Origin of the sequence: Nocardia sp. NPDC058114, assembly GCF_042884695.1 — a bacterium.
Lineage (GTDB): Bacteria > Actinomycetota > Actinomycetes > Mycobacteriales > Mycobacteriaceae > Nocardia.
In genome coordinates this window covers 297,406-311,599 of the sequence record NZ_JBHVTK010000005.1, presented here as the reverse complement: position 1 = coordinate 311,599, position 14,194 = coordinate 297,406, and the positions used below count along the sequence as shown (strand labels likewise).

Here is a 14,194-nt window from a genome sequence, read left to right as displayed (position 1 = left end):
CGAACGACATTCGTTCGGGGCCGGTTTCGCGAAACCGTCAGTGGTCGAGTTCGCGAGCCACGGCCCGCACGACCTCGGAGATACGCTGGGACATCTTGCGATCCGGGTACTTGCCCCGCCGCAGATCCGGCTGCACGGTGCTCTCCAGCAGCGTGATCATGTCCTCGACCAAGCCGTGCAGTTCGTCGGGCGACTTGCGCGGCCCGGCGTCCTTGCGCGCGGGCGCCTGCCCACGGTCACGATCGCGGGCGACGGTCGGCGGCGCCTCGAGCACCGTCACGCTGAGCGCCTGCGGCCCGCGGCGACCGGCGGCCATGCCGAATTCGACACGCTGTCCGGGCTTGAGTCCCTCGACGCCCTCGGGCAGCGCGGACGAGCGGACATAGACGTCCTCGCCCTCGTCTTGAGACAGGAAGCCGAAGCCCTTCTCGACGTCGTACCACTTCACCCGGCCGGTCGGCACTGCGCTCACCCGTTCATCATTCGGCACCCGAACCCTTGTGGCCCGGGTTACACAATCTTGCTTGTCGCGAAAAGAACGCGCCCCCCAACAAGGCGGGACGCGATGTGCTGCGAGTCTACCCCGGTGGCTATATCGCGAGCACATCAGTTTTACGGTTCATCGGTGACGAATTCACCAGATCCGGCCTCGCCCGGTCCGCGACGCTCCGGCGATCGCCTGCTGCACGTGGCCCTCGTCCTGTTCGGTATCGGAATTCTGGCGGTGATCGCGATCTTCGTGACGCCGATCGTGTCCGACAGTGATCCGGGGCTGTGGCTCTACGGCCTGGCGATGCTCGCACCCGTCGGCTTCCTGCTCGCGCTGGTTTTCGCGTTGTGGTCGGGCCGACGCGCGCGTTGACGCGTCAACCGAATACCCCACCGAATATCATCCAGCCAAACATGTGACCTTCGTCACATAACGGCGCGGTCACGAAGTGAGCGCACAGCTGTCGCGCACATTCGGCACCGCGACTACCTGCGCGGACACATCAGGGATCACCCTGAGACGACCCCGAGACCCACCGGGACCCGCCGGTTACCAAATAGTGACATTCGCCGCTGACCGTCGTACCGTTTCTCTCAGCCGGGGTAACCCCCGGAACCACCGGCCCGCCGCACCGAACCTCACCCCGCGGGTACCGGACCCCGATTGGAAACAAGGGATGAGGGCGGACCGGGAGACCTCTCAGTCCGGGCCACATGCAGGTGCGAACGAGAGGAAGAAACCCGATATGAGTGGACGCCACCGCAAGCCGACTTCCACCGGGCGCACTGCTGCCAAGGTCGCCGTCACCGGCGCGATCTTCGGCACCGCAGCTGCTGCCCTCGCAGGAAACGCCAGCGCGGCCCCTGACTCCGACTGGGATCGCCTCGCACAGTGTGAAGCCGGCGGCAACTGGGGTATCAACACCGGCAACGGTTTCCAGGGTGGGCTGCAGTTCTCGCCCTCCACCTGGACCGCACACGGCGGTGGCGAGTACGCCGCCTCCGCCAACCAGGCCACCCGCGAACAGCAGATCGTGGTCGCCGAAAAGGTTCTCGCTTCCCAGGGTTGGGGCGCTTGGCCCTCCTGCTCCTCGCAGCTGGGTCTGAGCAGCGGACCGTCCGAGCGTGTCGCTCCCTCGGCGCCGAGCTGGGCTCCTCAGGTCACCGTGCCGCAGGTCCAGGATCCGAGCCAGGAAGTGTTCTCGGCCGTCGACCGCGCACTCACCGTCGTGCAGCAGCAGGGCATCGCCGTGCCGCAGCAGGCTCTCGACTTCGTCAACTCCGCCAAGGGTTCTCAGCTGGACCCGGCCGTGATCGACTTCTTCCAGGCGAACAAGGGTCTGCTGCCTTCCTGATCGCCCGCATACACAACAAGAGCCCGCATTCCTCGAGGATGCGGGCTCTTGTCTTTCTCGTCCGAATTACACCCGGTTGATGGTGGTCTGGGGGTGTACGTACGGCAGCGTCGCGGCCGGGACGGGAAACTCGGTGTCCTCACCGAAAGGCGAGAGATTACCGGCGCGGGTCGACGACAGTTCGGTCACGGCGTGCTCGCCGTCGGCCACCTCGGGCCAGCCGTTGTCGACGTAGGGTTTCTTCGATTTGTTCACCACCGGCTCATTCTGGCATACCCAACCACGTAGGCTCGATCGGTGATCGCGACAGACTCTCTCGCCGATTGGCTCGGTGCGCGCACCGATGCCCAGCTGGTGAAATTGCTGCAGTTGCGGCCCGACCTGGCGGTACCACTGCCCGCGTCGATGTCGGTGCTCGCCGTGCGCGCTCAGCAGCGCGCATCGGTGTTGCGTGCCGCCGACGATCTGGACACCCTCGAGTTCGCGATCATCGAGGCGCTGACGGCCAACGAGGACGCCCGCACGATCGGCGCCGAACTCACGCCGCTGACTCGCACCACCCTGCACGCGCAGCTCAAGGATCGCGTCACCAAGACCGCGCTCACCGCCGCGCTGACCCGCCTGCTCGACCGCGCCCTCGTGTGGCAGATCGGCGACGACCTCGACCTCACACCCAGCGCCGCCGAAGCCCTGCCCTGGCCGCTGGGCGCGACGACAGCGCTGCCCGACGCGCTCACCGAGCCCGAGGTAGCGGCCGCGCTGGCTACGGCGAGCCCGCCCGAACGCGCGCTGCTGGACAAACTCGCCACCACCGGCCCCCGCGGTCGCACCAGGGACGCCGCACCCGGCACCGATCCTGCCCGGCCCGTGCCGCGCCTGCTCGCCGCCCGGCTGCTGCACCGGATCGACGACGAGACCGTGGAGTTGCCCGTCACCGTGGGCCAGATTCTGCGCGGCGAACCCGTCACCGACCCGCACGCGCTCGCCCCACCCAAACCCACGCTCGTCAAGAACGCCGCCACCGAGGTGAACGCCGTCGGCGCGGGTGAAGTCGGCGAACTGCTGCGCGACGCGGGCGACCTGATCGACGCGCTTGGCGCGCTGCCCGCCCCCGCCCTGCGCGCGGGCGGACTCGGCGTGCGCGAACTGCGCAGGCTGGCCAAGCAGACCGGCATCGACGAACAACGCACCGGCCTGCTGCTCGAATTGCTGGCCGCCGCGAAACTCGTCGAGAAGGGCCTGCCCGAACCGACCCCCGACCTCGACTCCACCGACGACTTCTGGGCCCCGACGCCCGCCGCGGATTCCTGGCTCGACGCCCCGCCCGCGACCCGATGGGTGACACTCGCGCAGGCGTGGCTGGAGCTGGATCGGATGCCGTGGATGATCGGCCTGCGCGACGCCGCCGACAAGCCGATCGCGGCCCTGTCCGCGGAGCTGCGCGTGCCCCATGCGGTGCGCGATCGTGCGGCGATCCTCGGCCTGCTCGCCGAGTATCCGACCGGTACCGCGGTGACTCCCGCCGACATCGGCAAACTGCTGGCTTGGCGAATGCCACGCCGGCGCAGGCATTTCCGCCTCGATGCCGTCACCGCGACCCTCGCCGAGGCGGCAGTCGTCGGCCTGCTCGGCCGTGGCGCCCTCGACTCGGCGGGCCGGGCCCTGCTGCACGGTTCTGTCGCCGACGCCGAATCGGAAATGGCCGCGGCGCTGCCGAAACCGGTCGACCACGTCCTGGTCCAGGCCGACCTCACGGTGATCGCCCCCGGTCCGCTGGTACCGGAACTGCGCGCCAAGATCGCCCTGGTCGCCGATGTCGAGTCAGCGGGCGCCGCAACCGTGTACCGGGTCAGCGACGCCACGGTCCGCCGCGCGCTCGACGCCGGCCTCACCGCCGCCGAACTGCACGCGTTGTTCGCCACCCACTCCCGCACTCCCGTGCCGCAGTCGCTGACCTATCTCATCGACGACGTCGCCCGCCGCCACGGCCAGCTCAGGGTGGGCATGGCCCAGTCGTTCCTGCGCAGCGACGATCCGGCGCTGCTGGCCCAGGTCCTCGCCGCGCCCGTGGCCGAAACCCTGGCGCTGCGCGCTATCGCCCCCACCGTGGCGATTGCCCTGGCGCCCCTGGCCGAGATGCTCGACCAGCTCCGCAAGGCGGGCTTCGCCCCGGCGGGCGAGGATTCCGGCGGCACCATCGTCGACCTGCGTCCCCGCGGCGCGCGGATTTCGGTCCGCCCGCTGGCCCGCAGGCCTTACCGCCCGACCCCGCCGAACGACGACCAGCTCGCCCAGCTGGTCACCGAACTCCGCGCGGGCGAACGCGCCGCGGGCGCCCGCACCGGTCGCTCGGTGCGCACCGACGGCACCCGCACCGGCACCGCGGCCACCCTCGCGCTGCTCCAGCTGGCGGCGAGGGTCGGCCGACCGGTGAACATCGGCTACGTGGACGCCCAGGGCGTGGCCACCCAGCGGGTGGTCGAGCCGCTGCGGGTAGGCAACGGCCAACTGGACGCGGTGGACCCGGTGAGCGGGGCGACCCGCCATTTCACCCTCCACCGCATCGCGTCGGTGGCCCTGCTCGATTAGGGCTTGGCCAGGCAGAAGGTCGTCTTCGGGTCGGGAACCGTCCGGAACTGCGTGGCGTCCGCGCCACACAGCAGTTCGTCGGTCTGCCCGTCGATCCGCTTGACCACCTTGAACGAAGCCTCGGCCGCCGTACAGTCGACCGACTCCGCGGGCCGCTTCCCCGCCTCCGCGTAGCAGCTGCCCTCGGCGAAATTCGGCGCCAGGCACAGCGTGCTCTTCGCGTCCCCGACCGTGCCGTTGAACGCGGCGTTGTCGGCGGCGCAGTCCGCCCCGACCTTCACGATCCGGTAGTTCGACTTCGCCGACGAGCAGTCACCGACCGTCGCCTTCATCGCGTCGGCAGCGTTGTCACTGACCTCCACGCACGACCCCACCGCGACAGCACCGGCCGACGACGAATCATCGGAGGAGCACGAAACCACCGCTCCGACCAGGGCCATCGCGGCCACCGGCCCGAGCACGATCCGCGCCAACAGCCGCTTCTCCGGGAAAATCACTGAAAACCTCACTCACCGAACGGTTCAGGGTGAACACAACCGCCGGTGACGATACCCAAGTGCCCCGCGCCCGCGCTCCCCCGTGGCGCAACCTGTCTACCATCACAAAGATGACCCTCGACGACGTCGCAGGCGAGCTGTACACCCTCGACCCCGGCGACTTCGTGTCGACCCGCGCCGAACGCGCCGCCCAGGCCCGCGCCGACGGCGACCGCGACCTGGCCAAAGCCATCACCGCCCTGCGCAAACCCACGGTCGCGGCCTGGACGGTGAACCTGCTGGCCCGGCACGCACCGCAGGAGATCGCCGCCCTGCTCGATCTGGGCGACGCCCTGCGGTCGGCCCAGCGTCAGCTCTCCGGAGACAAGCTGCGCGCCCTGGGCACCCAGCGTCAACAGGTCGTGAACGCGATGACCAAGCGCGCCGCCGAACTGGCCGCCGAGAAGGATCGCCCGGCGAGTGAGCAGGTGCTGCGCGAGGTCGGTCAGACCCTCACCGCGGCGCTGGCCGACCCCGATGTCGCCGATCTGGTTCGCGCCGGAGTGCTGCCCACCACGGTCACCTATGACGGCTTCGGCCCGGCCGGTCTGGTCGCGATCACCGGCGGCAAGGCCACCCCCAAGCGTGCGAGCAAACCCCGCTCGGCCCCGAAGGACACCGAAGCCGAGCGTCGCGCGCAGGCCCAGCAGGAACTCGACGACGCCGAATCCGGCCTGGCGGCCGCCCGCACCGATCGCGACGAGGCCGAAGCCGCTGCCACGCAGGCGAAGTCCGACCTCGACGAGATCGAAACCCGCATCGCCGAACTCCGCGCCGAACTCGAGCACGCGGAGCAGCAACGCCACTTCGCCCACACCGCCGAACATCGAGCGCGCGGCGAATTCACTGCCGCGCGTAGTCAATTCGATCGCATGCAGCGCTGGGTCGAGCACGCCCGCGCTCGGCTCACCGACGACTAGGGGTGCAGCGTGCCCGGGTAGAGGAACGCGTCGCGCGGCGGTCTCGTCCCGTCCAGCCATTCGGCCAGGAACTCGCCCAGCGGCATCGAGGTCCGGCTCTGCAGGAACTCCCGGAACTCCGGCATCGAGGCGTGGCCGTCGCGATGCGCGTTCACGAAATCCTTGATCGCGGCGAAGAACACGTCCTCACCGAGCAACTTGCGAAGGGCGTGCAGGAACAGCGGCCCGCGATAGTAGACGGACGTGAATTCGTCGCCCGCGCCCGGCGCGGCCAGCGCGATCTTCCAGAACTTGGGATCGTCGAGGTGTTGCGCGATGGTCTCGCGATACTCGGTGTCCACATCGGCATGGTCGATCCGCTCCGGCCACAGGTAGTCGGCGGTGTAGCTGGCGAAGCATTCGTTGAGACAGATGTCGGACCAGTGCCGCACCGACATGGTGTCGCCCCACCACTGATGGGCCAGCTCGTGCACCACGGTGTTCAGATCGGTCCACGGCGCGTAGGTCGGCCGGGTCTGGGTCTCCAGGGAGAACGGCAGCTCGGTATCCACATAGATCCCCCCGGCCACATCGAACGGGTATGGACCGTAGAGGCTTTCGAGGAAGTCGAGGATTTCGGGCAGCCGCTGCTCGTCTTCGCGATTGCCGTCGGATTCCGGCGCGAACGCGCTCAGCACCGCGGTGCCGTTCGCGCGCCGCTGTTCGAGGAAGCTGAAATGGTCCACCGCGACCGTGGTCAGGTAGCCGATCGTGGGCTGTCGTGTCTCCCACGTGGTGTGCAACCGACCGTCGCGCACCACGTGCTCGGTGCGGTCGCCGATCGACATGACCTCCCAGTCGGCGGGCACCGTGGCGTGCAGCGTGAAGGTCGCCTTGTCCAAGGGGGTGTCGTTGAGCGGGTACCAGGTGCTCGCGCTGTGCGGCTCGCCGACGGCGAACGCACCACCGTTGGGCGCGTGCGTCCAGCCTTCGCCCTCGGTGTCGGCGGCCGCGCCGGCGTAGTCGACGATGACCCGCATCGGCAGACCCGGCGGCAGCGGTAGCAGTGGCGTGACCACGAGCTCGTGCTCACCGTCGTGCGCGAACCCCGCGGGCTGACCGTTGACGGTCACCATCAGCACCTCGGGTCCGCTGTAGTCGAGGTTGAACTGTGCCAGCGGCTGGGTGACGCGGCCGTCGATGCGGGCCGTGCCGCGCAGATGGTGGGCACCGGGTTCGTAGTCGATCGACACGTCGTAGTGGGTGACGTCGTAGCCGCCGTTCCCGTCGAGCGGATAGTACGGATCACCCAGTCCCGGAGCCCCGATCAGGGCCGAATCCGCCGCTACCGGCGGAACTCCCAGCGCCACCAGCGCGAACACCACGCACAACCCGGCCGACCAGCGCATGTCGCGGACACCTTTCGTCGACCGGATCGCACGAACCGAACCATCGTCGCAGGTGCGCGGCTAGCCCAGGTCGGAGGGCAGGTGCTGTGGGTCGAGCAGCAGGCGCTTGGTCGCGGTGCGTTTCACCCGCGATGCCAGCGCCAGGTTCTGTGTGAGCAGCCGCCATTCGACCTCGTTGATGGCGTCGCACGCCCGCTCGATCACCGCGTCGTCGCGCGTGCCCCAGGCGATCGGCATGGCGGTGACCAGCTGCCAGCGTTCGCCGACCTGACGCGGAGCACGGTCGGTGCGCACCGCGACGGCGGGCACCCGTTCACCCGGCCGCGGCGCGTGTCCGGGCAGCGTGCGCACCTTGCGGGTGATCAGGGCCCAACTGCGCTCCGGCGCAGCGGGTTCGGCGATGTCGACCAGGGCGAGCAACACGATGGCGCCCGGTTCGGCATCGCTGACGACGGCGGGGACGAGCACACCGTCGTGGTAGAGCTTTTCGATGCTGGAGCGATGCGGCGTCCACAACGCCACCCACAGCGCGATGCCCGCGATGAGCACGCACACCACCGCGAGCAGAAATCCCCACGCCTGTCCGCTCCACACCAGCGCCACCGTGGCCGCGACGGCGAGACCGGCGACCAGCAGGGCCACCAGGCGCAACCTGCGTAATCCGGTGAACGTCTCGTTCACCGCATGAGCGTGTTCACGGTCGACCACGAATTCGAAGCGGCGCACGCCTTCCTTCCTAGCACAAGTTGCGGAGGAATTGCCTCCACTTATCTGCCGAGGGGATCACACACCGCACGCTACCCCCCTTTGACCTGGCGAACAGTGCTACACGCCGTCCCCGATCGGCGGGCCGAGCAGGTCGTCGGCGTCGACGATGCGGTAGGCATAGCCCTGCTCGGCCAGGAAGCGCTGCCGGTGCGCGGCGTATTCGGCGTCGAGCGTGTCGCGCGCTACCACCGAATAGAAATGCGCCTGTCCCCCATCCTGTTTCGGCCGCAACAGCCGGCCGAGGCGCTGAGCCTCTTCCTGCCGGGAACCGAAGGTGCCCGAAACCTGCACCGCCACCGAGGCTTCCGGCAGATCGATGGAGAAGTTGGCGACCTTGCTCACCACCAGCACGGGGATCTCACCGGAGCGGAAGGCGTCGAACAGCGCCTCGCGTTCCCTGTTCTTGGTGGCGCCGGTGATGACCGGGGCGTTCAGGTCGACGCCCAGCTCGTCGAGCTGATCCAGGTAGGCGCCGATCACCAGGGTCGGCGCACCCTGGTGCCGGGCCAGGATGGACTCGACCACCGGGATCTTGGTGCGCGCGGTGGAACACAGCTTGTAGCGTTCCTCGGGCTCGGCGGTGGCGTAGGCCATCCGCTCCGCGTCGGTGAGCGTCACCCGCACCTCGACGCAGTCGGCCGGTGCGATCCAGCCCTGCGCCTCGATGTCCTTCCACGGCGCGTCGTAGCGCTTCGGGCCGATCAGCGAGAACACATCGCCCTCGCGACCGTCCTCACGCACGAGCGTGGCGGTGAGACCGAGCCTGCGGCGCGACTGGAGGTCGGCGGTCATCCGGAAGACCGGCGCGGGCAGCAGGTGCACCTCGTCGTAGATCACCAGGCCCCAGTCGCGGCTGTCGAACAGCTCGAGGTGCTTGTACTCGCCTTTCGACTTGCGCGTGATGACCTGGTAGGTGGCGATGGTGACCGGACGGATCTCCTTGCGCTCGCCGGAGTATTCGCCGATCTCCTCCTCGGTGAGCGTGGTCCGCGCCAGCAGCTCGCGCCGCCACTGCCTGCCCGCCACGGTATTGGTGACCAGGATCAGCGTCGTCGCCTTGGCTTTGGCCATCGCGGCCGCGCCGACCATAGTCTTGCCCGCGCCGCACGGCAGCACGACCACGCCGGAACCGCCCGCCCAGAACGAATCGGCGGCCATCTCCTGGTAGTCGCGCAGGTGCCACTTGCCCTCGGTGTAGTCGAGGCCGATGTCGTGCGCCTCGCCGTCCACATAACCGGCCAGGTCCTCCGCGGGCCAGCCGATCTTCAACAGCATCTGCTTGATGTGGCCGCGCTCGGACGGGTGCACGATCACGGTGTCGTCGTCGATGCGGGCGCCGAGCATGGGTGCGATCTTCTTGTGCCGCAGCACTTCCGCGAGCACCGCGCGATCCAGGCTGACCAGGCACAACCCGTGCGCGGGATGTTTGACCAGCTGCAACCGGCCGTAGCGGCCCATCGTGTCGACGATGTCGACCAGCAGCGGCTGCGGCACGGCGTACCGCGAGAAGTTCACCAGCGCGTCGACGACCTGCTCGGCATCGTGGCCCGCCGCGCGGGCGTTCCAGAGCGCCAGCGGCGTGATCCGGTAGGTGTGCACATGCTCGGGGGCGCGTTCCAGCTCCGCGAACGGCGCGATGGCCTGCCGGGCGTTACCTGCCAGCTCGTGGTCGACCTCGAGCAGCAGAGTCTTGTCACTTTGCACGATCAGCGGACCGTCGGTCACTGGACTCCTTTGCGGCCGGGGCCGCGGGTTCGGGGCGCCTGTAACCCCTCGATTCAGCACTCGAGACTCGCGCCTGCGGCGCATGCGCTTCGAGCGCTGATCGAGGGGGCGGCCCCGAACGGGCTCGTAAGACTCGCCCTGTGCGGGGTTGCGTTCGGCCTTGATGCTCTGAGTTGGTGTGCCGTGCCCTGATGGGCGGCTCGTTCGATTGTACGGACCCGGTCCGACATGGTCGGTACGGCGATTGCGCGCGAGCGGTGAGACGGGTCCAGCAGGTGCCGACTGGACCGCGACACAGCATCGCTGACCGGGGCAAACTCGGTGCATGCTTCAGACAACGGCGGTTCTCGGGGTCGCGGCGGCGGCGCTCGGCATGGTGCTGACGCCGGGACCGAACATGATGTATCTGGTCTCGCGCACCGTCGCGCAGGGTCGCCGGGCGGGGATGATCTCGCTGATGGGGGTCGCGGCGGGCTTCGGTGTGTACCTGATGGCGGCCGCGGCGGGGATCACGGCGGTGTTCGCTGTTGTTCCCGGGTTGTATCTGGCGGTGAAGCTGGCGGGAGCGGCGTATCTGCTGTGGCTGGCCTGGCAGGCGATCCGGCCGGGTGGGGTGTCGGTGTTCGCGCCCGCCGACCTGCCGCACGACCCCGCACGGCGCCTGTTCACGATGGGATTGGCCACCAACCTGCTCAATCCGAAGATCGCGATCATGTACATGGCGCTGATCCCCCAGTTCGTCGACCCCGCTCGCGGCGCCCTCTGGTTGCAGAGCCTGTCGCTGGGCGCCATCCAGATCACGGTCGCCCTCACGGTCAACGCCATGATCGTGCTCGGCGCCGCGGGCCTGGCCACCTTCCTCACCGCCCGCCCGCTCTGGCTGCGCACCCAGCGCTACCTCATGGGCACCGCTCTCGGCACCATCGCCGTCCTGCTCGCCACCGACAAGGCCCGCCCCACCCCCGCCTGAGGTGCGTGCCGCCGCCGCATCCCCACGCGAAATCGGATCGCCACCAGCGGGTGGGCCGGTCGCCGTCGCCGCGCGCCTGCGTGTCACGCTGCTTCGGAGCAGCGAGGCGGAAGGATTGCGTGGTGAGCGTTGGTGTGCTGGTGACGGCGTTGGCCGGGCCTTCGGTCAGCGAGCTGGACTCGGCCGTGAACGCGGTGCATCGGGGCGGCGAGATGATGGGGGTCATCTCCTTCGCCGCGTCCGGTGCGCTGGTCGCGGTGCGCAAGCGGCTCGATCTGTTCGGGATGGTGGTGCTGGCGTGCGCGACCGCGCTCGGCGGCGGCATCGTGCGTGACCTGCTGATCGGGCGAACTCCCCCGGCCGCGTTCACCGACCTGACCTATCTGTCCGCGTCGATAGTCACCGCGCTGGTCCTGTACTTCATCGCGCCCTCGCGCCGGCTCACCAAGGGACCGCTCGAGATCGCCGACGCGATCGGGCTCGGGCTGTTCTGCGTCACCGGGACCGTGATCGCCGACTCGGCCGGGCTCGGCGCCCCCACCGCCGCCCTGCTCGGCATGACGACCGCCATCGGAGGCGGCGTGATCCGCGATGTGCTCAGCGGCGAGGTGCCCACCGTCCTACGCCCGGACCAGGACCTCTACGCGATTCCGGCCCTGTTCGGCGCGGCCGCGACCGCCGCGCTGCTGTCGTTCGACCTGTACCGAGCCTGGACCGGGCTCCTCGCCGCAGCGGCGGCGGTGGGGTTTCGGCTGCTGGCCCGGCGCTATCAGTGGCACGCACCGCTGGCCCGCCACGCGCGCGACTGACCCGTCCCGTCGGTGACCACGGCCGGTCGTTTCCCGGTGGGGCGGCTCATCGACGGCACCGGGTCAGGACACCGTGGTGTCGGCGCGGAGCCGGCGGATGCCTTCGTCGATCGTCTCGTCGCGCTTGCTGAAGGTGAAGCGCACCAGGTGTTTCCAGTCCGCGGGGCGATCGGCGAAGACGCTCACCGGCACGGCGGCGACGCCGAGCCGGGCCGGGAGTTCGCGGCAGAACGCCAGGCCATCGTCGGCGCCGAGCGCTCGGATGTCGGCGCAGACGAAGTAGCCGCCGTCGCTGGCCGAGACCGTGAAACCGGTGTCGCGCAACGCCCGCGAAAGCCGCGTTCGCTTGTCCGCCAACCCGGCACGCTGGGCGAGCACCCAGTCCGATTCCTCGTTGATCGCGTACGCGACGGCGGGCTGGAACGGCCCGCCGCCGACGAAGGTGAGGAACTGTTTGGCCGCGAGCACACCGTCGAGCAGCGGCGCGGGCGCGCACGCCCACCCGATCTTCCACCCCGTGACATTGAACGTCTTCGCCGCGCTGGACACCACCACCGTCCGCTCACGCATCCCGGGCAGCGTGGAGATGCTGATGTGCTCGGTGCCGTCGTAGACGAGGTGCTCGTACACCTCGTCGGCCAGCACGAGCAGATCGTGCTCGACAGCCAACTCTGCGATCGCGGTGAGGTCGGCGCGGTCGAGCACGGCGCCGGTGGGATTGTGCGGCGAATTGATCATCAGCATGCGGGTTTTCGAGGTGAGCGCGGCCCGCAGACTGTCCAGGTCGAGCACGAATCGGTCACCGTCGGGCACCAGGCGAGCTGTTCGTCGCCGCGCGCCCGCGAGCGCGATCGCGGCGGCGTAGGAGTCGTAGTACGGCTCGATCAGCACCACCTCTTGATCGGGCTCGACCAGACCGAGCACGGCGGCGCTGATCGCCTCGGTCGCGCCGACGGTCACCAGAATTTCGGTGGCCGGGTCGTAGGCGGTGCCGAAGCGGCGGGCTCGGTCGTCGGCGATCGCCTGCCGCAGCACCGGCATCCCGCGGCCGGGCGGGTACTGATTGAGGCCGTCGGCGATGGCCGCGCGCGCCACCTCGAGCATGCCGGCGGGTCCGTCGGTATCGGGAAAGCCCTGGCCCAGATTCACCGCGTCGTGGCGGACGGCCAGTTCGGTCATCTCGGCGAAGATGGTCGATCCGAAGGGGCGCAGGCGGGCGACGGTGGGCGGCACAGGCGGCATCTCCGCAGCGTATCCCACTATTCGGCGACGTTGCCCAGCGATAGCGAACACGTATGTTTCACAAACGTTTTCCTGCTTTGACCTGCTCTATTGTGCGTTTCCCCAACCTCAGCTAGCCTCGCCGTGTTCTACCTCACACACCACTGCGTGGTGGTATATCGAAAGGGGCTCGCATGGCCTCACCTCTGCTCGACTTCATCCTGCAACCGGCTGCGTCGGAGGTAGCCGGTTCGGCGTGGCAATTCATCCACGATCACCTCGTCGCCAGTCCGATCGTCGATTGGTTCACCGGTTCGGCGACGCCGGACAACAACATGGGTTCCTCGACGGGGGACTTCAACCTCGGATCGTCGACCGGCGATCACAACTGGGGCTCCACCTACCCGTAGAACGTCCGCGATGCACGTTGGTCCGCATCGCTACGCCGATCAGCTCAGCGCTGTGAAGTGAACCGCTGACCTCGCAGGGCCTCGACGGTGCTGTGGGGTCAGCGGAGGCGGGCACCGGACAGTTTCGCCACGTTGGCGAAATCGTAAGTCGCCCAGATCTTTCCGTCTCGCACTGCGAAGGCGAGGACGCGCACGGGTCGTCCGAACGGCGAGTTCGGGTCGGTGATCACCAGCCCCGATTGCCCGTTCACCGTGGCGGCGCCCAATTCCAGCACAGATTCTTCCTGATGCCTGCGCCAGAGGCCGAGCGCCAGTCGGGCGACCTTCTCCTGTCCGGCAACAATATTCAGCGCGGTCTTGGTGGTGCCGCCCGCATCGGCGGTGAATGTCGTGTCCGGATGCAGCGTGGCGGCTACCGCGGCGACATCACCGGTGGCCAGTGCGGCGAGGAACCGCCGCACCGCCTGATCGTGCACATCGTCGGCGACCGGTTCCGGCGCTCTGGCCACCGCCCGGCGCGCGCGGACCGCCAATTGTCTTGCGGCATCGGCGGAGACGCCGAGGATCTCGGCGATCTCGGCGAAGGGCACCGACAATCCCTCGTGGAGCACCAGCGCCACCCGCTGCTGCGGCGTCAACGCGTCGAGTACAACCATCGCCGCCATCCGGCTGTCCTGATCGCGCACCACCACGTCCAGGGGGTCGGGTGTGCGCGACGACGAGGCCGCCGAGACGATCGGTTCCGGAAGCCACTGCCCCACGTAGGTTTCGCGGCGCACGGCGGCGCTTCGCAAGTGGTCGAGGCAGATTCGGCTGACCACGGTCGTCAGCCAGGCGCGCAGATCGTCGATCTCGGACTGGTGCACGCCGGCCATCCGCAGCCAGCTCTCCTGCACCGCGTCCTCGGCATCGCCGACACTTCCGGTGAGCCGGTAGGCGACCGAAAGCAAGTGCGGTCGATGCGATTCGAACAGGTCGGCGAGAAACGGGGAAACCATCGAGTCAGATCCTACG

General features: G+C 68.9%; 15 protein-coding genes. 7 read left to right on the top strand and 8 right to left on the bottom strand.

Features of this window, described 5'->3' with window-relative positions; genetic code table 11:
• Nucleotides 1-37: 37 nt before the first annotated feature.
• Nucleotides 38-463 (bottom strand): cold-shock protein, encoded by a 426-nt coding sequence (locus ACFVVI_RS20975; protein ID WP_358071059.1) that lies wholly within the window; start codon nucleotides 461-463, stop codon nucleotides 38-40.
• A 162-nt stretch (nucleotides 464-625) separates the two neighbouring features.
• On the opposite strand from ACFVVI_RS20975, the gene ACFVVI_RS20970 reads away from it, so the two are divergent.
• Nucleotides 626-862, top strand: a complete 237-nt coding sequence (locus ACFVVI_RS20970) for a hypothetical protein (RefSeq protein ID WP_387446390.1) — start codon at nucleotides 626-628, stop codon at nucleotides 860-862.
• Between the two features lie 373 nt (nucleotides 863-1,235).
• Nucleotides 1,236-1,844, top strand: a complete 609-nt coding sequence (locus tag ACFVVI_RS20965; RefSeq protein ID WP_378708683.1) for a transglycosylase family protein — start codon at nucleotides 1,236-1,238, stop codon at nucleotides 1,842-1,844.
• Nucleotides 1,845-1,910: 66 nt separating this feature from the next.
• On the opposite strand, the gene ACFVVI_RS20960 is transcribed toward ACFVVI_RS20965, so the two are convergent.
• A complete protein-coding gene (locus ACFVVI_RS20960) occupies nucleotides 1,911-2,102 on the bottom strand; it encodes a hypothetical protein (protein ID WP_056818634.1) in 192 nt (63 codons plus the stop codon).
• Nucleotides 2,103-2,141: 39 nt separating this feature from the next.
• Between ACFVVI_RS20960 and ACFVVI_RS20955 the strand changes: the two genes are divergently transcribed.
• Nucleotides 2,142-4,433, top strand: a complete 2,292-nt coding sequence (locus ACFVVI_RS20955) for a helicase-associated domain-containing protein (protein ID WP_378990512.1) — start codon at nucleotides 2,142-2,144, stop codon at nucleotides 4,431-4,433.
• On the opposite strand, the gene ACFVVI_RS20950 is transcribed toward ACFVVI_RS20955, so the two are convergent.
• Nucleotides 4,430-4,942, bottom strand: a complete 513-nt coding sequence (locus ACFVVI_RS20950; RefSeq protein WP_378990514.1) for a hypothetical protein — start codon at nucleotides 4,940-4,942, stop codon at nucleotides 4,430-4,432. The two genes, ACFVVI_RS20955 and ACFVVI_RS20950, sit on opposite strands and share 4 nt — an antisense overlap.
• Nucleotides 4,943-5,040: 98 nt before the next feature.
• Between ACFVVI_RS20950 and ACFVVI_RS20945 the strand changes: the two genes are divergently transcribed.
• Nucleotides 5,041-5,889: a hypothetical protein gene (locus ACFVVI_RS20945; protein ID WP_387446389.1), complete on the top strand. Its 849-nt coding sequence runs from the start codon at nucleotides 5,041-5,043 to the stop codon at nucleotides 5,887-5,889.
• On the opposite strand, the gene ACFVVI_RS20940 is transcribed toward ACFVVI_RS20945, so the two are convergent.
• From ACFVVI_RS20940 to ACFVVI_RS20930, 3 genes are all read right to left on the bottom strand, one after another.
• A complete protein-coding gene (locus ACFVVI_RS20940; RefSeq protein WP_387446388.1) occupies nucleotides 5,886-7,277 on the bottom strand; it encodes a M1 family metallopeptidase in 1,392 nt (463 codons plus the stop codon). The genes ACFVVI_RS20945 and ACFVVI_RS20940 overlap by 4 nt on opposite strands.
• Before the next feature lie 60 nt (nucleotides 7,278-7,337).
• Nucleotides 7,338-8,003 (bottom strand): DUF3239 domain-containing protein, encoded by a 666-nt coding sequence (locus tag ACFVVI_RS20935; protein WP_378990516.1) that lies wholly within the window; start codon nucleotides 8,001-8,003, stop codon nucleotides 7,338-7,340.
• A gap of 99 nt (nucleotides 8,004-8,102) precedes the next feature.
• Nucleotides 8,103-9,770: a DNA repair helicase XPB gene (locus ACFVVI_RS20930; RefSeq protein ID WP_378990517.1), complete on the bottom strand. Its 1,668-nt coding sequence runs from the start codon at nucleotides 9,768-9,770 to the stop codon at nucleotides 8,103-8,105.
• Between the two features lie 325 nt (nucleotides 9,771-10,095).
• On the opposite strand from ACFVVI_RS20930, the gene ACFVVI_RS20925 reads away from it, so the two are divergent.
• Together ACFVVI_RS20925 and ACFVVI_RS20920 are read left to right on the top strand one after the other, a co-directional pair.
• Nucleotides 10,096-10,740, top strand: a complete 645-nt coding sequence (locus ACFVVI_RS20925) for a LysE family translocator (protein ID WP_378657931.1) — start codon at nucleotides 10,096-10,098, stop codon at nucleotides 10,738-10,740.
• 212 nt (nucleotides 10,741-10,952) lie between these two features.
• Complete coding sequence (locus tag ACFVVI_RS20920; protein WP_379315316.1) at nucleotides 10,953-11,549, top strand: trimeric intracellular cation channel family protein; 597 nt, start codon at nucleotides 10,953-10,955, stop codon at nucleotides 11,547-11,549.
• Nucleotides 11,550-11,612: 63 nt separating this feature from the next.
• On the opposite strand, the gene ACFVVI_RS20915 is transcribed toward ACFVVI_RS20920, so the two are convergent.
• Nucleotides 11,613-12,791, bottom strand: a complete 1,179-nt coding sequence (locus ACFVVI_RS20915) for a pyridoxal phosphate-dependent aminotransferase (protein WP_387446386.1) — start codon at nucleotides 12,789-12,791, stop codon at nucleotides 11,613-11,615.
• Nucleotides 12,792-12,964: 173 nt separating this feature from the next.
• Between ACFVVI_RS20915 and ACFVVI_RS20910 the strand changes: the two genes are divergently transcribed.
• Nucleotides 12,965-13,180, top strand: a complete 216-nt coding sequence (locus tag ACFVVI_RS20910) for a hypothetical protein (RefSeq protein ID WP_378990522.1) — start codon at nucleotides 12,965-12,967, stop codon at nucleotides 13,178-13,180.
• Nucleotides 13,181-13,278: 98 nt separating this feature from the next.
• On the opposite strand, the gene sigJ is transcribed toward ACFVVI_RS20910, so the two are convergent.
• Nucleotides 13,279-14,178 carry an RNA polymerase sigma factor SigJ gene (sigJ, locus tag ACFVVI_RS20905; protein WP_387446384.1) on the bottom strand — a complete coding sequence of 300 codons (900 nt, stop codon included), beginning with the start codon at nucleotides 14,176-14,178 and terminating at the stop codon, nucleotides 13,279-13,281.
• Nucleotides 14,179-14,194: the final 16 nt, after the last annotated feature.